Origin of the sequence: Streptomyces sp. 1331.2, assembly GCF_900199205.1 — a bacterium.
Classification (GTDB): Bacteria; Actinomycetota; Actinomycetes; order Streptomycetales; family Streptomycetaceae; genus Kitasatospora.
Window position 1 is genome coordinate 7,302,959 of sequence record NZ_OBMJ01000001.1, and the last position, 19,648, is coordinate 7,322,606.

Below are 19,648 nucleotides of genomic sequence, written 5' to 3' on the forward strand. Positions count from 1 at the left end.
GAGGTGCCCGACGGCGTCGCGAAGGCGGTGCACGGAGTCGACCGGTCACCAACGCCGGTGACCCGACGGTGGTTTGGCGAACACGACCCCGATCCGAGGCCGCAGTTCGGACTTGTCGACGGCGACAGTGTTGGCCCGCGTCCGAGAGGCTGTCAACGCTTTCGGTCAAAACTTCGACAGGTTCGCCCCGGTCTGGCCCCGGCGAATGGGGACGTTGGGCGGCGTCGGCCCTGGTGGCGGGGAGCATAGGGGGTCCACGGGCAGGTCCGGCGGCAGACCGGCGTTTCGAAAGTTTCGGAGTCGAAGCCGCCGGGAAGGCCCGGGCCGTACCGGCTCGGCGTCAGCCGGACCGTGCCCGGCTCAGCGCCGGCCGGGCGGCACGGTGCTGGAGCGCACCACCAGGGTGGTCGAGAGTTCGAGCCGGGTGGGTGTCGCCGGGGCCTCCCCGGTGCGCAGGGCGAGGATCAGGCGGGTCGCCTGTTCGCCCATCTCGCGCAGGGGTTGGCGGACGGTGGTCAGTGCGGGGCTGCTCCACTGGGCGATGTCCAGGTCGTCGTAGCCGACGACGGACAGGTCCTCGGGCACGCGCAGGCCGCAGACCCGGGCGGCCTCCATGACGCCGAGCGCCTGCAGGTCGCTGCCGGCGAAGATCGCGGTAGGCGGCTTCGGGAGCTCCAACAACCGCTTGGCGCGGGCGAATCCGCCCTCCGCGTGGAAATCGCCGAAGGCGGTCAGGGCGGGGTCGACCCGTAGGCCGGCCATGGACATCGCCGAGCGGTAGCCGTCCAGTCGGGCCAGCGAGCAGAGGGTGTCCGCGGGGCCGGTGACGATGGCGATGCGCCGGTGGCCGAGTTCGATCAGGTGCCGGGTGGCGGCGAGACCGCCGGCCCAGTTCGCCGAGCCCACCGAGGGCACGTCCGGATCCGGGTTGCCGGCCGGGTCGATGATCACGAACGGGATGGACCGCGCCCACAGTTGGCGCTTCAGCTCGGGCGGCAGGCTGGAGAAGACCAGGACGACTCCGAGGGGGCGCCGGCGCAGCACCGCCTCGATCCACTCCGCTCCCGGGGCGTGGCGTGAACCGCTGCGGGTGACCACCATGGCGGCCCCGTGCTCGCTCGCCACGGCCTCGACGCCGCGCAGGAGTTCCATCGCCCAGAGGCTGTCGAGCTCGTGGAAGACGATCTCGACCAGGGGCGCCTCGGCACTGCTGCGCGCGGCGCGCCGGTAGTCGTGGGCGCGCAGGATCCGCTCGACGCGGACACGGGTGGGCGCCGAGACATCGGTGCGGCCGTTGAGGACCTTCGAAACCGTCGAAACGGAGACCTCGGCCTCGCGCGCGATGTCGGCCAGCGTCACCCGCCCCAGTTCATCGCCCTTTTCCATGGACGCAGCATAGGACACGGGCGGCGCAGGGCAGTTGACGCATCACGCTTCAGTAACCCTCGGTACGAGGGATTGACCCGAAACGTCTCCGCAACCTAGCGTCCGGCGCAGCGTGGATTTCGAGAAGCGGATCGAAACTTTAGGAGACTGCTGATGAAGCGACGCACGTTAGTCGGTGCGCTCGGTCTGGCCGCGGCCATGGTGGGGATGACCGCCTGCGGCAGTGGCGGGTCCTCCGCCGGCGGGGACTCCGGCACGATCCACGTGCTGGTCTACGGGGACGCCAGCAACAAGGTCGAGAAGCAACTGGTCGAGACCTTCAACAAGACCTCGAAGGTCAAGGCCGTCCTGGACACCATCCCCGGCGCGGACTACCAGGCCAAGCTCAACACCGTCATCAACACCCCGCAGGCGCCGGACGTCTTCTTCAACTGGGGCGGCGGCAGCATCCAGCCCTACGTGAAGTCCGGCCTGCTGCTCCCGTTGGACGACATGATCGCCGCGGACCCGGGGCTGAAGAGCAACTTCCTGCCCTCGGTGTTCAACACCGCGGTGATCGACGGCAAGTCCTACGGCATCCCGATGCGCGGCACCCAGCCCGTGCTGCTGTTCCACAACAAGAAGGTGCTGGCCGACGCGGGCCTGGGCGTCCCGAAGACCTGGGACGACCTGCTCGACGCCGTCCGGGTGCTCAAGGCCAAGGGCGTCACCCCGTTCGCCCTCGGCGGTGGTGACCAGTGGCCGACCCTGATGTGGTACGAGTACGTCTTCGACCGCGTCGCGGGCCCCGAGCTGTTCCAGAAGGCGCTGTCCGGCGACAAAGGCGCCTGGGAGAGCGAGGACGCCAAGAAGGCCCTGGGCATGCTCAAGCAGCTGGTCGACGCCGGCGCGTTCGGCTCGAACTTCGACTCGGTCAAGTTCACCGACGGCGGCTCCCCGGCCCTGCTCGCCAAGGGCAAGGCGGCCTTCGAGCTGATGGGCTCCTGGGAGTACGCCACCCAGCAGGACGCCAACCCCGACTTCGCCAAGGGCGCCCTCGGGTACGGCAGGTTCCCCGGCATCCCCGGCGGCAAGGGCGACCCGGCCAACGTGGTCGGCAACACCAACAACTTCTACTCGGTGCTGAAGAAGAGCAAGCACCCCGAGGCGGCGGCCGCCTTCCTGAAGCTCATGTACTCCGACGAGTTCGTGAAGGCGCAGCTGGCGATCGGCAACCTGCCGACCACCACCAACACCGAGCAGTTCCTCGGCACCGCGGCCAACCCCGACTACTCGAAGTACCAGTACGACCTGGTCAAGGCCGCCCCTCGTTCCAGCTGTCCTGGGACCAGGCGTACCCGCCGGCCGCCAACGCGCCGATCCACACCGCCGTCCAGCAGTTCTTCGACGGCAAGCTCGACGTGGACGGCTTCGCCAAGGCCATGCAGGCCCTGCCCGCCTCCTGAGGGGAACCGCCATGAGTGCTTCCTCCTTCGTGTCCGCGTCCGGCCGCCGTCGGCGGGGTGCCGGACCGGTTCCCCGCCCCCGGGCGGCGAGCCGGTCCGGCGTCGGGGTGACCCGCCCGGGCCTCGTCTGGGCCGTACCCGCGACGGTGTTCTTCCTGCTCTTCGCGATCGTGCCGCTGGTGCTGGTGGCGGTGCTCTCCTTCACCAGCTGGAACGGCGTCGACGCCCCCCGGTTCAACGGCCTCGCCAACTGGACCAGGCTGCTGCACGACCCGGTGATGACGCAGAGCGTCTGGCTGACCCTGCTGCTGACCGCGGCCGGCGTGGTCGTGCAGACCCCGGTGAGCCTCCTGCTGGGCGTGTGGGCGGCCGGTCACCAGCGCAACCGCGCCGTGCTGTCCGCGATCTTCTTCGTCCCGCTGCTGCTGTCCGCGACCGCGGTCTCGGTGGTCTGGCGCGCCATCCTGGATCCCAACTTCGGCGTGTCATCGGAACTGGAATGGCTGTTCGGCGACGGCAATCTGATGGGAAGTCAGGGAAGCGCCATCGCGGTGCTCACCTTCGTCGGCATGTGGCAGTGGACGCCCATGCACGCCCTGCTCTACCAGGGCGGCGCCCGGGCGATCCCGCAGGTGCTCTACCAGGCCGCGTCGATCGACGGCGCGGGCAAGGTGCGTCAGTTCTTCCACATCACCCTGCCGCAGCTGCGGAACACCGCCATCACCTCGGTGATCCTGATGGTGGTCGGCGGACTCACCACCTTCGACACCGTCCTCATCCTCACCCAGGGCGGTCCCGGCACCGACACCACCAACAGCGCCTACTACATGTACCAACAGGCCTTCAAGAGCTTCGACTTCGGCGCAGGCTCGGCGATCGCCCTGGTCCTCGTGGTGGCCGCCACGCTGATCTCGCTCGCCGTCGTGCGCCTGTCCGGCTACGACCGGATGCGCAGCACCACGGAGGGACTGTGATGCGCCGGCGCCCCAACCACCTCGCCGGGCTCGGCTCGCTGGTCTGGCTGGCCCTGGTGGGCTTCCCGCTGTACGTCCTGCTGATCTCCACGTTCCGGACCCGCTCCGACTACTCCTCGCAGGGCCCGCTCACCTTCCCCTCCGAGCTGACCCTGCAGAACTACCTCGACGACTTCTCCAACGGCTTCGGCCGGGACTTCCTCAACACGCTCGTGGTCACCGTGAGCGTGGTCGCCATCGTGCTGCTCGTGGTGCCCCCGCTCGCCTACGCCATCGTGCGGGCCCGGGGCCGGACCATCGGCACGGTCTTCCGGATCTTCCTGCTGGGGCTGGCGATCCCGGCGCAGGCCGTGATCGTGCCGATGTTCTACGTCATCAGCAAGGCCGGCCTCTACGACCACCTGATCGGCGTCATCCTGCCCACCGCCGCGTTCTGCCTGCCGGTGTGCACGCTGGTCCTCACCGGCGCCATGCGGGACATCTCCGGCGAGCTCTACGAGGCCATGGCCATGGACGGCGCCTCGCCGTGGCGGGTCTTCTGGCAGCTGGTGCTGCCGCTGTCCAGGGGCGGCCTGTCGTCCGTCGTGGTCTTCGCCGCCCTGCAGGCGTGGAACGGCTTCCTGTTCCCGCTGATCCTCACCCAGTCGGAGAGCACCAAGGTCATCACCCTCGGCCTGTACGACTTCCAGACCGAGCACGGCGTCGACGTGCCCGGGCTGCTGAGCGCCGTCGTGCTGTCGATGCTCCCCGTCTTCGTCGTCTACCTGTTCGCCCGACGTGCCTTGGTCCAGGGCCTCATGGGCGTCGGAGGGAAGTGACCGGCACCATGAACCTCGCCGCCCCGTCCGCTGAACCGACCGACCGCTGGCGCGACCGCGCGCTCAGCCCCGAGGAACGCGCGCACGCCCTGATCGCCGAGATGACGCTGCCGGAGAAACTGGCCCAGCTCGTCGGCGTCTGGGTCGGCGCCTCCGACGAGGGCGGCGACGTCGCCCCGCACCAACACGACATGGAGGAGGCACCCGACCTCGACGACCTGCTCCCGTCCGGACTCGGCCAGTTGACCCGGCCCTTCGGCACGGCACCGGTCGACCCGGCGCTGGGCGCGCTCTCGCTCGCCCGCAGTCAGCAGCGCATCGCCGCCGCCAACCGGTTCGGCATCCCCGCCCTCGCGCACGAGGAGTGCCTGGCCGGGTTCGCCGCCTGGGGCGCCACCGCCTACCCGGTGCCGCTCTCCTGGGGCGCCACCTTCGATCCGGACCTGATCCGGCGGATGGCTGCCGCCATCGGGCGCGACCTGCGCGCGGTCGGCATCCACCAGGGCCTGGCCCCCGTCCTCGACGTCGTCCGCGACGCCCGCTGGGGCCGGGTCGAGGAGACCATCGGCGAAGACCCCTACCTGGTCGGCACGGTGGCCACCGCCTACGTCCAGGGCCTGGAGTCCGCCGGGATCGTGGCCACGCTCAAGCACTTCGCCGGCTACTCCGCCTCGCGCGCCGGACGCAACCTCGCCCCCGTGGGCATGGGCACCCGCGAACGCGCCGACGTGATCCTCCCGCCCTTCGAGATGGCGGTGCGCGAGGGCCGCCCCCGGTCGGTCATGCACGCCTACACCGACACCGACGGCGTCCCCTCGGCCGCCGACGAGGCGCTGCTCACCGGGCTGCTGCGCGACACCTGGGGCTTCGAGGGGACGGTGGTCGCCGACTACTTCGGCATCGCCTTCCTCAAGCTGCTGCACGGCGTCGCCGGGGACTGGGCCGAGGCGGCGGCCCTCGCCCTGGCCAGTGGCGTGGACGTGGAGCTGCCGACGGTCAAGACCTTCGGCGAGCCGCTGCTGCGCGCCGTCGAGGACGGGACGGTGTCCGAGGCGCTGGTCGACCGGGCGCTGCGCCGGGTGCTGGTGCAGAAGGCCCAACTCGGCCTGCTGGACGAGGACTGGGACGCCGTCCCGGCGGCGCTCTCCGGCCGCCCGCTCGACGACCCGGCCAGGCTGCGCGGCTCGGTCGACCTGGACGGCCCGGAGAACCGCGCCCTGGCCCGGGAGATCGCCGAGCAGGCCGTGGTGCTGCTGCGCAACGACGGCACCCTGCCGCTGCGCCACCCCCGCCGGATCGCGCTGATCGGCCCCAACGCCGACACCCCGACCTCGGTGCTCGGCTGCTACGCCTTCCCGGTGCACGTCGGCGGCCAGCACCCCGACGTCCCGATCGGCATCGAACTGCCGACGCTGCGACAGGCGTTGGCGGCGGAGTTCCCCGGTAGCGAGCTCCGGACCGTGGCCGGGGCGAGCATCGACGGGGCCGACACCTCCGGCTTCGCCGAGGCCGTCGAGGCGGCCCGGAGCGCCGATGTCGCGATCGTCGCCCTGGGCGACCGGGCCGGCTTGTTCGGGCGCGGCACCAGCGGTGAGGGCTGCGACGCCGAGTCCCTGCAACTGCCCGGCGTGCAGCAGCAGTTGCTCGACGCCCTGCTGGACACCGGCACGCCGGTCGTGCCGGTGCTGCTGGCCGGCCGTCCCTACGCGCTGGGGCGCGCGGTGACCGAGGCGGCGGCCCTGGTGCAGACCTTCTTCCCGGGCGAGGCCGGCACCGAGGCGGTCGCCGCCGTGCTCAGCGGACGGACCGACCCCTCGGGCCGGCTGCCCGTCAGCATCCCGGCCCGCCCGGGCGTCCAGCCCTCCACCTACCTCGCCGCCCGACTGGCCGGTCCGAGCGAGGTGTCCAGCACCGACCCCACCCCGGCGTTCGGGTTCGGGCACGGCATCGGCTACACGACCTTCGCCTGGACCGACCTGGAGGTGGAGCAGGCGACCACCGCGACCGACGGGGCGGTCGGCCTCGCCTTCACCCTGCGCAACACCGGCGACCGGACCGGCAGCGAGACCGTCCAGCTCTACCTGCACGACCCGGTCGCCAGCGTGGTCCAGCCGGTGCAGCGGCTGATCGGCTACCGGCGGGTCACCCTCGCCGCGGGCACGCAGACCCGGCTGCGGGTCGTCGTCCCGGCGGACCTCGCGTCCTTCACCGGACGCGACGGGCGACGCATCGTCGAGCCGGGGGAGTTGGAGCTGCGCGTCGCCGCCTCCAGTACCGACATCCGGCTCACCGCGACCGTCCGACTGGAGGGGCCGGTCCGCGTCCTGGACCACACCCGGCGCCTGCACCCGACGTTCCACTCCGCCTGACCCGAGTACCGGTGGAGGTTCCTCCGCGGTGGCGGCCGTACCCGGTGGCACCGCGGGTGGTGGCACCGCAGGTGGTGGCACCCAGGACCTCCTTCCCACCCACGACACACTCGAACGGAGAGATCCCGTGTTCCGCTTCCGCTCGTTGACGTCCCGCTTACTGGGCCTGCTCGCCGCGGTCGGCCTCGCGGTCGGCCTGAGCCTGCAGGCGGCCCCGCAGGCCGCCGCCGCGTCGCTGACCCAGATCACGAACTTCGGCACCAACCCGACCGGGCTGCTGATGCACCTGTACGTGCCGAACAACGTCAGGCCCAACCCGCCGATCCTGCTGGCCCTGCACGGGTGCCAGGGGACCGGGCCCTACATGTACTCCAGCACCGACTTCGGGTCGCTGGCCGACCGGTACGGGTTCCTCGTCATCTACCCCTCGACGAACCCCAGCGGGAGCTGCTGGGACGTCTCCTCCGACCAGGCGCTGACCCGCAACGGCGGCAGTGACCCGGTCGGGCTGATGTCGATGATCACCTACGCGGAGCAGCACTACGGCGGCAACGCCGACGCCGTGTACGTGACCGGGGAGTCGTCGGGCGGGATGATGACGAACGTGATGCTCGCCGACTACCCCGACGTGTTCAAGGCGGGCGCGGCGTTCATGGGCGTGCCGTACCACTGCTTCTACACCGGCACCGTCCGCGGCTGGAACGGCCCCTGCGCCCAGGGGCAGGTCTCCATGACTCCGCAGCAGTGGGGCAGTCTGGTGCGTGGTGCCGATCGCGGCTACACCGGTCCGCGTCCGCGGGTGCAGCTGTGGCACGGGACCGCCGACACCACCCTCAGCCACAACAACCTCGGTGAAGAGATCAAGGAGTGGACCGACGTCCTCGGCGTGAGCCAGACCCCCTCGGCCACCGACACCCCCGCCGCGAACTGGAACCGCACCCGGTACGACAACAGCGCCGGCGTCACCCAGGTCGAGGCGTACAGCATCGCCGGGGCCGGGCACCAACTGCCGGTGCAGGGTACGGCCATGGCGGCCACTGCCGTCCACTTCATGGGCCTGGACGGGGGGACGTCCGGCGGCGGCACGACCGGCGCACTGAAGGCGGTGGCCGCGGGCAAGTGCCTCACCGACGCGAACGGCACGACGCTCGGCACGCAGCAGCAGATCTACCCGTGCAACGGCGGTGCGAACCAGACCTGGACCCGGACGGCCTCGAACCAGCTGACCGTGACAGTGGGCGGCAGCACGCTGTGCCTGGACGCCGAGGCGCACGGCACCAGCCCCGGCACCAAGGCGATCGTCTGGTCCTGCAACGGCCAGGCCAACCAGCAGTGGCAGCTGAACCCGAACGGCACCGTCACCGGGGTGCAGTCGGGGCTCTGCCTGGACGTGGCCGGTCTGGCCACCGGCGACGGCACGCCGGTCCAGCTGTGGACCTGCAGCGGCGGCAGCAACCAGCAGTGGAAGCTGGGATGACACCGGGCGAGTGACTCCCCGCGCGCCCGGCTGTGACCGGTCGGCCGTGACGAAGTCCCGCCGCCGCCCGTTCCCGCCCCCGGCCGGCTCCGGGAACAGGCCTGCCCGCCGTACCGTCACGGTGCGGCGGGCAGCCGCGCAGCCGGGCCGAACGCGGTGGCGCCCAGGAGCCGGAGCAGGGGAGCCCGGTGAATGGGAGCGCTCCCATCGTCGACACGAAGCCGGCCCGGCCATCGGGGCGTCAAGAGGCCGTAACAGACCGGAAATTGGCCAGGGTCTCGTCGCGCCGCAGGTCAAGATTGGGTAACGGGCGGGGGCGGGTCTTGTCGACCCGATTGTTAGCGCTAACAATCTCGTCTCAAGTGCAACAGCGTCACCACCGCGCCCCGCTGGACGAGATGGTGTCGCGCCGCCCCTGGGCCGCACCTCGCCCCCAGTCGTTTCGCCCCACCCCGTGAACGCGGGCCGTTGCCGCCGTCCGTGCGATCGACGATCCCGAGAGGAAGTCCCCACATGTCCAAGAGAGTTGCGTCGGTTCTGGTTGCCGGTGCGATGGTCGCCGTCCTCGCCGCCTGTGGTTCCGGCGGCGGAGGCTCGGCCGGCCAGGGTTCCGGCCACAAGCTCGTCGTGGGCTTCTCGCAGGTCGGCGCGGAGAGCGGTTGGCGCACTGCCAACACCAAGTCGATCCAGGAGGCGGCGAAGAAGGCCGGCATCGAGCTGAAGTTCTCCGACGCGCAGCAGAAGCAGGAGAACCAGATCAAGGCGATCCGCTCGTTCATCCAGCAGAAGGTCGACGTGATCGCCTTCTCGCCGGTGGTGGAGTCGGGTTGGGACACCGTCCTGAAGGAGGCCAAGGACGCGCACATCCCGGTCATCCTGACCGACCGGGCGGTGGACTCCAAGGACGAGTCGCTCTACGCCTCCTTCCTCGGCTCGGACTTCGTCGAGGAGGGCAAGAAGGCCGGCGACTGGCTGGTCAAGGAGTACGCGGCCGCCAGCGGTGACGTGAACGTCGTCCAGCTGGAGGGCACCACCGGTTCGGCGCCGGCCAACGACCGCAAGTCCGGCTTCGCGGACGCCGTCAAGGGCGAGCCCAAGTTCAAGGTGGTCGCCTCGCAGACCGGCGACTTCACCCGCGCCAAGGGCAAGGAGGTCATGCAGGCCTTCCTGAAGTCCCAGCCGAAGATCGACGTGTTGTACGCGCACAACGACGACATGGCGCTCGGCGCGATCCAGGCGATCGAGGAGGCCGGCAAGAAGCCGGGCACCGACATCAAGATCGTCTCGGTGGACGGCGTCAAGGACGCCTTCACCGCGATGAGCCAGGGAAAGATCAACTTCGATGTCGAGTGCAACCCGCTGCTCGGCGACCAGCTGATGGACCTGGCGAAGAAGGTCAAGGCGGGTGAGCAGGTGCCGCGCCGGATCAAGACGGAGGAGGGCACCTTCACCCCCGAGCAGGCCACCGCGGCCCTGCCGAACCGCCAGTACTGACCCACCCCGACCGTGCGGGGCCGTTCCTGTGCTCAGGCCCCGCACGGTCCGGACCGGACCGCCCGAGGGCGGGACGCGTCCGGGAGACGCGAAAGGCCCGGGAGGCACGAGGTGCCCGGGAAACACGAGAGGAGAACCGGGGTGCGGCAGCAACCGGTCCTGGAAGTCCGGGGGATCCGCAAGGAGTTCCCCGGGGTGGTGGCGCTGGACGGGGTCGACTTCCGGCTCTTCCCCGGCGAGGTGCACGCCCTGATGGGGGAGAACGGCGCCGGGAAGTCCACGCTGATCAAGGTGCTCACCGGCGTCTACCAGTCGGACGGCGGCGAAGTGGCGCTGGCCGGCGAGCCGGTGCGGGTCGCCGGGCCGCTGCAGGCACAGGAGGCCGGCATCAGCACGGTCTACCAGGAGGTGAACCTCTGCCCGAACCTGTCGGTCGCGGAGAACATCTTCATCGGGCGCGAACCCCGCCGGTTCGGCCTGATCAACTGGGCCGAGATGCGCCGCCGGGCCGCCGAGCTGGTCCGCGAGCTGGACCTGGACATCGACGTCAGCGCACCGCTGAACAGCTACTCCATCGCCGTCCAGCAGCTGGTGGCGATCGTCCGCGCGGTGGACGTCTCCGCCAAGGTGCTGATCCTGGACGAGCCGACCTCCAGCCTGGACCGCGACGAGGTGCGCCAACTCTTCGCCGTCATGCGGCGGTTGCGCGACCAGGGCGTGGCGATCCTGTTCGTCTCGCACTTCCTCGACCAGATCTACGAGATCTGCGACCGGATGACCGTGCTGCGCAACGGCCGGCTGGAAGGCGAGTACCTGACCAGCGAGCTGAACCAGGTCGAACTCGTCTCCCGGATGATCGGCGCCGAACTCGCCGGACTCGACCAGCTCGGCGGCGGCAAGCGGCGCGAACGCACCGCGCCGGCTCAGAGCGGGGCAGCGTTCCTGGAGGCCGACGGGCTGACCCGGCGCGGAGCCGTCGAGCCGTACGACCTGGACATCCGGCCCGGCGAAGTGATCGGCCTGGCCGGGCTGCTGGGCTCCGGACGGACCGAGGCCGCCAGGCTGCTGTTCGGAGCCGACCAGAGCGACGGCGGCACCCTGCGGATCGAGGGCGCCGTCACCGCGCTGCGCAGCCCACGTGACGCGATCGCCCACGGCATCGCGTTCTGCTCCGAGAACCGCAAGACCGAGGGCCTGGTCGGCGAGCTGACCGTCCGCGAGAACATCGTGCTCGCGCTCCAGGCCTCCCGCGGCTGGATCCGCCCGCTGTCGCGCTCCGCGCAGGACGAGTACGCGCTGCGCTGGATCCGCGCGCTGGACATCCGCCCCGGCAACCCCGAGGCGCTGGTGCGCAACCTCAGCGGCGGCAACCAGCAGAAGGTGCTGCTCGCCCGCTGGCTGATCACGGACCCCAAGCTGCTGATCCTCGACGAACCCACCCGGGGCATCGACATCGGGGCCAAGGCCGAGATCCAGAAGCTGGTGGCGAACCTCGCCGAGGACGGCATGGCGGTCCTGTTCATCTCCGCCGAACTGGAGGAGGTGCTGCGGCTCAGCCACCGGATCGGCGTGCTGCGCGACCACCGGATGGTCGCCCAGCTCGACAACGACGGCGCGCTCACCCCGGAGCGCGTCATGGCCACCATCGCGAGCGGAGCGCACCAGTGAGTACGGCAACGGCGGCGGCGAGCCCGGTGAAGGCGGTGACCCGGTCCCGGTTGTTCTGGCCGGCCGCGGTGCTGGTCGTGCTCCTGGTCGCCAACCTCGCCTTCACCCCCGACTTCTTCGCCGTCCACGTCCAGGGCGGCCACCTCTACGGCTCCCTGATCGACATCCTGCACTTCGGCGCCCCGTTGATCCTGGTGTCCCTGGGCATGACCCTGGTGATCGCCACCGGCGGCATCGACCTGTCGGTCGGTTCCACCGTCGCGATCTCCGGCGCCCTGGCCTGCCTGCACATCAGCGAGTCGTCCGACCCGGGCGGCCTCGGCACCGTGCTGACCGCCCTCGGCATCGCGCTGGGCACCGCCCTGGTGCTCGGCACGGTCAACGGGCTGCTGGTGGCCAGGGTCGGCGTCCAGCCGATCATCGCCACCCTGATCCTGATGGTCGCCGGACGCGGTGTGGCCCAGCTGATCACCGACGGCCAGATCATCACCGTCACCAGCGACCCGTACAAGATGATCGGCGGCGGCTACTGGCTGACCATGCCGTTCGCGATCCTGCTCAGCGCCCTCGTGGTGCTGGCCACCGTGCTGCTGACCCGCTCCACCGCGCTCGGGCTGCTGCTGGAGTCCGTCGGCGGCAACCCGGTGGCCAGCCGGCTGGTCGGCATCCGGGCGATGCGCCTGGTGGCCCTGGTCTACGTGTTCAGCGCGCTGTGCGCGGCGCTGGCCGGCCTGATGGTGTCCTCCAACGTCTCGGCCGCCGACGGCAACAACGCCGGGCTGTGGATCGAGCTGGACGCCATCCTCGCGGTGGTGCTCGGCGGGACCTCGCTGAACGGCGGCCGGTTCTCGATCGGCGGCACCGTGCTGGGCGCGCTCATCATCCAGACCCTCTCCACCACCGTCTACACCATCGGCATCCCGCCGGAGACCACCCTGGTGTTCAAGGCGTTCGTCGTGATCGCGGTCTGCCTCGTCCAGTCGCCCAAGTTCCGAGCCAAGCTGGCCGCCCGTGGCACGCGGACCCGGCGCAACACCGGGTCGCACACCGCGGCCCGCACCAACCGGGAGGTCGGCGCATGAACGCCAATGCCCTGCTGACCCGCCTGCGCGGCCAGATCCCGCTGCTGGTCACCGCGGTCCTGCTGGTGTCGATGTTCGGCGTCGGCTCGGCGCAGTACGACGGCTTCTTCTCCGGCCAGGTCGTGCTCAACCTGCTGATCGACAACGCGTTCCTGCTGGTCGTCGCGGTCGGCATGACCTTCGTCGTGCTGACCGGCGGCATCGACCTGTCGGTCGGCGCGGTGGTGGCGCTGTCCACCATGGTCTCCGCCTGGCTGGTCGAACAGCACGGCTGGCCGCCGTTGCTGGTGATCCCGCTGGTCCTGCTGATGGGCACCGCGGGCGGCTGGTTGATGGGCTGGATCATCCACGTGTTCGAGATCCAGCCGTTCATCGTCACCCTGGCCGGCATGTTCCTGGCCCGCGGCCTGTGCTACACGATCAGCGTCGAGTCGATCTCCATCACCGACCCGCAGTACACCGCCATGGCGCAGACCCGGATCCCGCTCGGTGACCTGTTCGTCTCGCCGAGCGCGCTGGTCGCCCTGCTGGTGGTCGCCGCCGGATTCGTGGTCCTGCACTACACCCGGCTCGGCCGCAACGTGTACGCGCTCGGCGGCAGCGAGCAGTCCGCGCTGCTGATGGGCCTGCCGGTGCAGCGCACCAAGACCACCGTCTACGCGATCAGCGGTTTCTGCTCCGCACTCGGCGGCGTCCTGCTCACCTTCTACATGCTGTCCGGCTACGGCCTGCACGCGGTGGGCCTGGAACTCGACGCGATCGCCGCGGTCGTCATCGGCGGCACCCTGCTGACCGGCGGCTCCGGCTACGTGCTGGGCACCCTGCTCGGCGTGCTGGTGCTCGGCCTGATCCAGACCGTGATCAGCTTCCAGGGCACCCTCAGCTCCTGGTGGACCCGGATCGTCATCGGCGCCCTGCTGTTCGTCTTCATCGTCCTGCAGCGCCTGGTCACCGCCCGCCGGCGCTGACCGTGAGGCGCCCTTGACCATCGTCGCCGCCCGGCCACCACGCGTGGCCGGGCGGTTCGCGCTGCCCGGAAGCGCGCTGCGGAGAATTACTTGACATCCTCAACTGTTCAGTCCTACCGTTTCGGTATTACTTAATGGGATGAACCATCGAGTGAGTCAATACTTCTTGCGAGGAGCACCACCCATGAAGGCCATCACCTACCGCAGCTACGGCGGACCGGACGTCCTGGAGTACGGGGACGTGCCCGAGCCCAAGCTCGGCCCGGACTCCGTCCTGGTCCGCGTGGCGGCGGCCTCGGTCAACCCGGTCGACTGGAAGATCCAGGCCGGTTACCTCGACGCCGCCATGGACGTGGTCTTCCCCGTGATCCCGGGCTGGGACGTCTCCGGTGTCGTGGAGCGGGTCGGCGTCGGAGTCACCGAGTTCATGCCGGGCGACGAGGTGATCGGCTACGTCCGCGAGGACATGGTGCGCCGCGGCACCTTCGCCGAGTACGTCGCCGCGCCCGTGCGCACCGTCGCCCGCAAGCCCGCCAACCTCGACTTCGCCCAGGCCGCCGGCCTGCCCCTGGCGGGCCTCACCGCCTACCAGGCGCTGACCCGAGCCCTGGAAGTCAAGCCGGGCGACACCGTCCTGGTCCACGCGGCCGCCGGCGGGGTCGGCTCACTCGCCGTCCAGATCGCCGTCGCCCTCGGTGCCCGGGTGATCGGCACCGCGAGCGAGCGCAACCACGACTACCTGCGCACCCTCGGCGCCGAGCCGGTGGCCTACGGCGATGGCCTGGCCGACCGCGTCCGCGCGCTGGCGCCGGAGGGCGTCGACGCCGTACTCGACCTGGTGGGCGGCGAAGCCCTCCGGATCTCGCCGGAGCTGCTCGCCGAAGGCGGCCGCCTCGCCTCCGTCGCCGACGGCGCCGTCCTCGGCCTCGGCGGCCACTACGTCTTCGTGCGCCCCGACGCCGCCGACCTCACCGCCCTGACCGACCTCGTCGAGAGCGGCCGGCTCACCGTCGAGGTCGCGGCGACGTTCCCGCTGGAGCAGGCGGCCGACGCCCAGCGCCTCAACGCCGCCGGCCACACCCGCGGCAAGATCGTCGTCACCGTCCCCTGACCCCTCCGCCCGAACCGCCCCTCACCAGGACCGTTCCGCACCACCCGGAAGGACCCGCCGTGTCCCTCGTCGTGATCACCGACTGGCTCGCCGACACCGGCGCCGAGCAGCACGTCGCCGACCTGCTCCCCGCCGTCACCGAGGCCGCGCTCACCGAGCCCGGCGTGCTCTCCTTCCGGGTGGTCCGCTCCCTGCGGGACCAAGGCGCCTTCGTCGTCTTCGCCGAGTACGAGGACGAGAACGCGCTGGCCGCCCACCGCGAGAGCGCGCCCTACCAGCGACTGGTCCTCGCCGGCATCACCCCGCACCTCATCGACCGCCAGGCCGAGGCCTACGCCCTCGTCTGACGCGAGCCGCCCCGAGCCCGGCGGGCGCTACCGCCGGGGCGGCCGTTGCACCACGGGGTGCCTGGGGTGGTGGCTACGGGTGGGTGTTCTTGGTGGTGGGCTGGGTCTTCTGGTTGTAGAGCTCCTTGCCGTCCGCGTTGTAGGCGTGGACGTAGGGGGTCGGGGGGTGGGCGTTGGCGTCGGGGCCGGTGGAGATGGCCGCGGTGTAGGCGAAGGCGCCGTCTGCCATGACGGCCGGGTACTGGGTCGGGTCGTCGCCGTAGCTGATGGTGACCTTGGCGACCTCGGGTGTGAAGTGTCCGGCGCCCAGCGAGAGGTACTGCCCGGCACCGGTCGGGGTGCTGAAGCTGTCGAAGAACGAGATCAGGTGGCCGGTGCCCCACAGGCGGTCGTTGATGAACGTCGCGGGGACGGAGGTGCTGTGGCCCTTGTGGCCCTTCGACTCGCACTGCACGTACTGACCGGCGGAGTCGACGGCGATGACCACGCCGTCGGTGTCCGAGGAGGCGACGGGAGTGCGGACCGCGATCACCGCGTGGTACCGCGGCGCGTCGGACCCCAGGCAGGAACCCAGGATCCCGGCGACGGCCCCCGCATCGATCGGGGCCGTCGCCGTGCTGGTCACCGTGAAAGCCGCCGGGGGGCGGGGTGAAGCCGACGCGGAGGAAGCGGCTGTGGTGGCTGCTCCTTGCGGCGGTTCCGGTGAGGGTTGTGGTCCCGGCGAGTGCAGCGCGGACGGGAGGGCCAGGCACAGGGCTGCCGCCGTGCAGGCCGCGGTCGCGCCCAGGGCGCGCCGGCGGTGGCGGCGCCGGTCGGCGCGTCGGCGGATCTCCGCAGCGGGCAGGATCGGTGCGGGGACATGCGTGCCGAGCAGCCGCAGCCGGTCGCCGAGGGTGTCGTGGTCGTGGTCAGACACGGAGCTTTCCTTCCTCGCTGGTCGGGGCCCGGTCGGCGAGTTCGGCCGCGAGCGCGGCCCGGCCGCGGGCGAGGCGGCTCTTGACAGCGCTGACGCTGGCGCCGGTCTCGGCCGCGACCTGCTCGACGGAGAGGTCGCACATGTGGTGCAGGACCAGGGCGCTCCGCTGCGCGTCGGGCAGCTCGCGGAGCGCGGCCACCACCATCAGGTGCTCCTCGGTGGGCGGCTCGACGGTGGGTGGTGCTTGGCGGTGGTGGTAGCCGGCGGCCAACTGCAGGCCCCGGGCCAGGCGTCGCCAGCGGGACAGGGCCAGCCGCCGGGCGGTGGTCCGGATCCATGCCTCCGGGGCGCTGTTCGGGTCGAAGCTGCGCCTTCGGTCCCACGCCCGGATGAAGGCTTCCTGGACCACGTCCTGTGCTTCGGACCAGTTGCCGGTGAGCGCGTAGAGCTGCCCGGTCAGGCGGGAGAAGGACGCCGCGTAGAACGCGTCGAACTCCTGTGGCGTCATCAAGGGCCTCTCCTCCGGGACTGTCCGTCAGCTCGCGGCACAGGCGGCCCGCGAGGAGGCACCACTCGGCCGCGGCGGTGAAGCCGTGCGTCCTGGGTGAAGCCTCCCGCCCTGTACGCACGGGCGCCGTCCCGGGGTTGCACCCACGGCCTATGACCTGGATCACGTGTGCGAGGTGTGACCTGACGGGCGTCGGGAGGCGTACAGGGGAGCCGGCGTCAACCGGACGCCCGCAGGAAAGGACACGGATTCATGCGTATCCGCCCGATCATGCTCATCGCCGCCCCCGTCGCCGCCGCGGCCATCGCGACCGCGGGAGGAATGGCCACGGCCGCAACCGGCACCTCCACCCCCACCCCCACCCCCACCCCCACCTCCACCCGCACGGCCACGCCCACGGCCCAGAGCAAGCCCGCCACCGCGCCGGCCTCCGGCAGCGGCTCGACCGCTACCGGTGTGACGGCCACCCCGGCGGCTTTCACGGTGACCAGCACGGCGACGGCCCCGATCGATGCGGGGGCCGTCGCCGGGATCCTGGGTTCCTGCCTGGGGTCCGACGCGCCGCGGTACCACGCGGTGATCGCGGTCCGCACTCCCGTCGCCTCCTCGGACACCGACGGCGTGGTCATCGCCGTCGACTCCGCCGGTCAGTACGTGCAGTGCGAGTCGAAGGGCCACAAGGGCCACAGCACCTCCGTCCCCGCGACGTTCATCAACGACCGCCTGTGGGGCACCGGCCACCTGATCTCGTTCTTCGACAGCTTCAGCACCCCGACCGGTGCCGGGCAGTACCTCTCGCTGGGCGCCGGACACTTCACACCCGAGGTCGCCAAGGTCACCATCAGCTACGGCGACGACCCGACCCAGTACCCGGCCGTCATGGCAGACGGCGCCTTCGCCTACACCGCGGCCATCTCCACCGGCCCCGACGCCAACGCCCACCCCCCGACCCCCTACGTCCACGCCTACAACGCGGACGGCAAGGAGCTCTACAACCAGAAGACCCAGCCCACCACCAAGAACACCCACCCGTAGCCACCACCCCAGGCACCCCGTGGTGCAACGGCCGCCCCGGCGGCAGCGCCCGCCGGGCTCGGCGCGGCTACCGCCAGGGCGGTGCGGGACGGGGGCATCCGCTTCGACCGGAGTGCCGGCAGCGGTTCCGCCCCGGGCGTCGGCCGAGAGGCCGCCGCGAGGACGCCGCGAGGACGCGCGGGGGCAGCGGGAACACGGGTGCACCTCGGGACGTGTGGGAACCCCGGCTGCCGGGGGCGGCAGCCGGGGCGGGGAGGAACAGGGGTCAGGAGGCGGTGCCGGTGACAGTGTCACCGGTCCTGGTGACGGTGTAGGTGACGGTGTCGCCGGTCCAGAAGCGGAAGGTGAACGTCGCCGGGAGGCCGTCCTTGAGGGACTTGACGTAGTCGGGCTTGAGAGTGGTGGTGTCGGCGCCGTAGTCGGCACGGAGGTTGTCGAACGACTGGTAGGTGGTCCAGGACGCGGGGCCGGCCGCTGTGCCGTCGGCGTAGGCGGACTGGACGTTGGCCATCAGGGCGCCGTTGAACCGGGTGGGGATGGTGAGCCCGTCGAGCGTCCCGGTGGCGTTGGCCATGGTCGGCTTGTCGTACGAGCGCACGAAGAGCTTCCACGGGACGCCGTCGGAGTACCGGACTTCGAGGGTGGCGTTGACGCCGGCGGCGCGGTCTCCGGCGAGGCGGGTGAGGGCGTCGGCGGTCAGGGTGAGCTTGTCGCCGTCGAGGGTGTAGTCCATGAAGGGGATCAGCGGGCGGTCGCCCTGCCAGAGCCCGGCGAACCAGAGGCCGTTGCGGTTCAGGGTGATGGTCTGCGCGGCGATGGGGCCGGACTTCGGCACGAAGAGGTTGTCGGTGGAGGCGGTGCCCGAGCGGGTCCGCCAGGAGCTCTGGATCAGGGCCTTCATCTCGGGGACCATCCACTGCATGGTGGAACGGTTCAGGAAGTCGTTGTAGGCGTCCCAGACGGCGGAGGTCATGCCGTTGCGCCGCGCCTCGTAGTTGACGTGCTCGAAGTACTTGAGCATCTCGCCGCGCTCGACCACGCCGGAGTAGGGCGAGGTGAGCAGGCCGTACTCGCCGAGGTAGACGGGGATGCCCTTGGCGACGAAGGTGTCGTGCACGCGGGCGAAGCCCTCGGTGAGGTCCGACTGGGCCTTGGCGTCGTACGTCGGGTCGTTCGCGATGTTCACGCTGAAGGGGTACCAGCTGTAGTAGTGCACGGTGGCGACCAGGTTGCGGTCGTTCAGCGAGCTCATCGTGGTGGACAGGTCGTCCAGCCAGTGCTGGGCGTTGTTGGTCTCCTCCGAGGGCAGGACGAGCAGGCGGTCCTTGTTCCTGCCGCCGGAGTTGCGCACGATGCTGTGGAACGAGGTGTTGAGTTCCCGCAGGTACTGGGTCTTCTGGGCGTCGGTCGCGGCGTCGAACTGCGGTTCGTTGATGCTCTCCATGAGCAGCGCGCGCGGCTCGTCCTTGAACGCGGTGGCGATCTGCTGCCAGGTGGAGTCGAACCGGGCCACGATGTTGTCGTGGTCGGTGGACATGTACTTGATCCACTGCCACGAGTCGTGGTGGACGTTGATCTCGACGTAGAGGCCGTCCTCCAGGGCGAGGTCGACCACCTGCTTCACCCGCTTCATCCACACCGGGTCGATGGTGTACGGGGCGGTCGCGGACTGGTGCGGGTACCAGGTGACGGGGATCCGGACGCTGCGGAAGCCCTGGGCCTTGAGGCCGTCGAACGTCGCCTTGGTGGTGAGGGGATTGCCCCAGGAGGTCTCGTCGGGGATCGCGTCGAGGGTGTTGCCGAGGTTCCAGCTGGGCTGCATCTGGGCGACTGCGGCCATCGGGTTGTCGGGGACCCTGAGCCCGGCGGCCTCGGCCGCGGACGGGGCCCGGTCGGCGGGGGCGGCGACGGCGGTGCCGCCGCAGAGGGCGCTGGTGGTGACCAGGGCCACCACGAGGCCGGCCGTCCGGTGGAGCCGGCGGGCGAGTGGGCGGGCGGTCTGCTGTGCGTCGTTCACGGCATGTCCCTTTCGGGTGAACGGGTGGGGAAT

15 protein-coding genes and 1 pseudogene are annotated in these 19,648 nt (G+C 70.8%); 12 read left to right on the top strand and 4 right to left on the bottom strand.

Translation table 11 applies throughout. The features are described from left to right. Nucleotides 1-360: 360 nt before the first annotated feature. A complete protein-coding gene (locus CRP52_RS31670; RefSeq protein WP_097239526.1) occupies nt 361-1,386 on the bottom strand; it encodes a LacI family DNA-binding transcriptional regulator in 1,026 nt (341 codons plus the stop codon). A gap of 153 nt (nt 1,387-1,539) precedes the next feature. Between CRP52_RS31670 and CRP52_RS31675 the strand changes: the two are divergent. From CRP52_RS31675 to CRP52_RS31725, 11 genes and pseudogenes are all read left to right on the top strand, one after another. Beyond that, nucleotides 1,540-2,831, top strand: a pseudogene (locus CRP52_RS31675) (ABC transporter substrate-binding protein). An 11-nt stretch (nt 2,832-2,842) separates the two neighbouring features. Beyond that, complete coding sequence (locus CRP52_RS31680; RefSeq protein ID WP_257032956.1) at nt 2,843-3,805, top strand: carbohydrate ABC transporter permease; 963 nt, start codon at nt 2,843-2,845, stop codon at nt 3,803-3,805. Beyond that, on the top strand, nt 3,805-4,623 hold the full coding sequence (locus CRP52_RS31685; RefSeq protein WP_097239528.1) for a carbohydrate ABC transporter permease: 819 nt from the start codon (nt 3,805-3,807) through the stop codon (nt 4,621-4,623). The genes CRP52_RS31680 and CRP52_RS31685 overlap by 1 nt, the downstream gene beginning before the upstream one ends. An 8-nt stretch (nt 4,624-4,631) precedes the next feature. Next, complete coding sequence (locus CRP52_RS31690; RefSeq protein WP_097240495.1) at nt 4,632-6,992, top strand: beta-glucosidase; 2,361 nt, start codon at nt 4,632-4,634, stop codon at nt 6,990-6,992. 127 nt (nt 6,993-7,119) lie between these two features. Then, a complete protein-coding gene (locus tag CRP52_RS31695) occupies nt 7,120-8,469 on the top strand; it encodes an extracellular catalytic domain type 1 short-chain-length polyhydroxyalkanoate depolymerase (RefSeq protein WP_097239529.1) in 1,350 nt (449 codons plus the stop codon). 513 nt (nt 8,470-8,982) lie between these two features. Then, the gene (locus CRP52_RS31700) at nt 8,983-9,963 is read left to right on the top strand and encodes an ABC transporter substrate-binding protein (RefSeq protein ID WP_097239530.1); all 981 of its coding nucleotides are present in this window, start codon (nt 8,983-8,985) and stop codon (nt 9,961-9,963) included. Between the two features lie 141 nt (nt 9,964-10,104). After that, nucleotides 10,105-11,631 carry a sugar ABC transporter ATP-binding protein gene (locus CRP52_RS31705; protein ID WP_097239531.1) on the top strand — a complete coding sequence of 509 codons (1,527 nt, stop codon included), beginning with the start codon at nt 10,105-10,107 and terminating at the stop codon, nt 11,629-11,631. Then, nucleotides 11,628-12,713 carry an ABC transporter permease gene (locus CRP52_RS31710; RefSeq protein WP_097239532.1) on the top strand — a complete coding sequence of 362 codons (1,086 nt, stop codon included), beginning with the start codon at nt 11,628-11,630 and terminating at the stop codon, nt 12,711-12,713. Before CRP52_RS31705 ends, CRP52_RS31710 begins: the two co-directional genes overlap by 4 nt. Beyond that, on the top strand, nt 12,710-13,681 hold the full coding sequence (yjfF, locus tag CRP52_RS31715; RefSeq protein ID WP_179852989.1) for a galactofuranose ABC transporter, permease protein YjfF: 972 nt from the start codon (nt 12,710-12,712) through the stop codon (nt 13,679-13,681). The genes CRP52_RS31710 and yjfF overlap by 4 nt, the downstream gene beginning before the upstream one ends. A 184-nt stretch (nt 13,682-13,865) precedes the next feature. After that, a complete protein-coding gene (locus CRP52_RS31720) occupies nt 13,866-14,792 on the top strand; it encodes an NADP-dependent oxidoreductase (RefSeq protein ID WP_097239533.1) in 927 nt (308 codons plus the stop codon). A gap of 59 nt (nt 14,793-14,851) precedes the next feature. After that, nucleotides 14,852-15,139 carry an antibiotic biosynthesis monooxygenase family protein gene (locus CRP52_RS31725; RefSeq protein ID WP_179852990.1) on the top strand — a complete coding sequence of 96 codons (288 nt, stop codon included), beginning with the start codon at nt 14,852-14,854 and terminating at the stop codon, nt 15,137-15,139. A gap of 73 nt (nt 15,140-15,212) precedes the next feature. Here CRP52_RS31725 and CRP52_RS31730 read toward each other — a convergent pair whose 3' ends face one another. Next, nucleotides 15,213-16,055, bottom strand: coding sequence for a hypothetical protein (locus CRP52_RS31730; protein WP_097239535.1), 843 nt, complete (start codon nt 16,053-16,055; stop codon nt 15,213-15,215). After that, on the bottom strand, nt 16,048-16,563 hold the full coding sequence (locus CRP52_RS31735) for a SigE family RNA polymerase sigma factor (RefSeq protein ID WP_097239536.1): 516 nt from the start codon (nt 16,561-16,563) through the stop codon (nt 16,048-16,050). Before CRP52_RS31735 ends, CRP52_RS31730 begins: the two co-directional genes overlap by 8 nt. Nucleotides 16,564-16,815: 252 nt before the next feature. Here CRP52_RS31735 and CRP52_RS38605 point away from each other — a divergent pair, with 252 nt between their 5' ends. Continuing rightward, nucleotides 16,816-17,598 carry a hypothetical protein gene (locus tag CRP52_RS38605; RefSeq protein WP_097239537.1) on the top strand — a complete coding sequence of 261 codons (783 nt, stop codon included), beginning with the start codon at nt 16,816-16,818 and terminating at the stop codon, nt 17,596-17,598. A 265-nt stretch (nt 17,599-17,863) separates the two neighbouring features. Here CRP52_RS38605 and CRP52_RS31745 read toward each other — a convergent pair whose 3' ends face one another. Further along, entirely contained in the window at nt 17,864-19,615 is a 1,752-nt protein-coding gene (locus tag CRP52_RS31745) for a cellulase family glycosylhydrolase (protein ID WP_097239538.1), read from the bottom strand. Nucleotides 19,616-19,648: the final 33 nt, after the last annotated feature.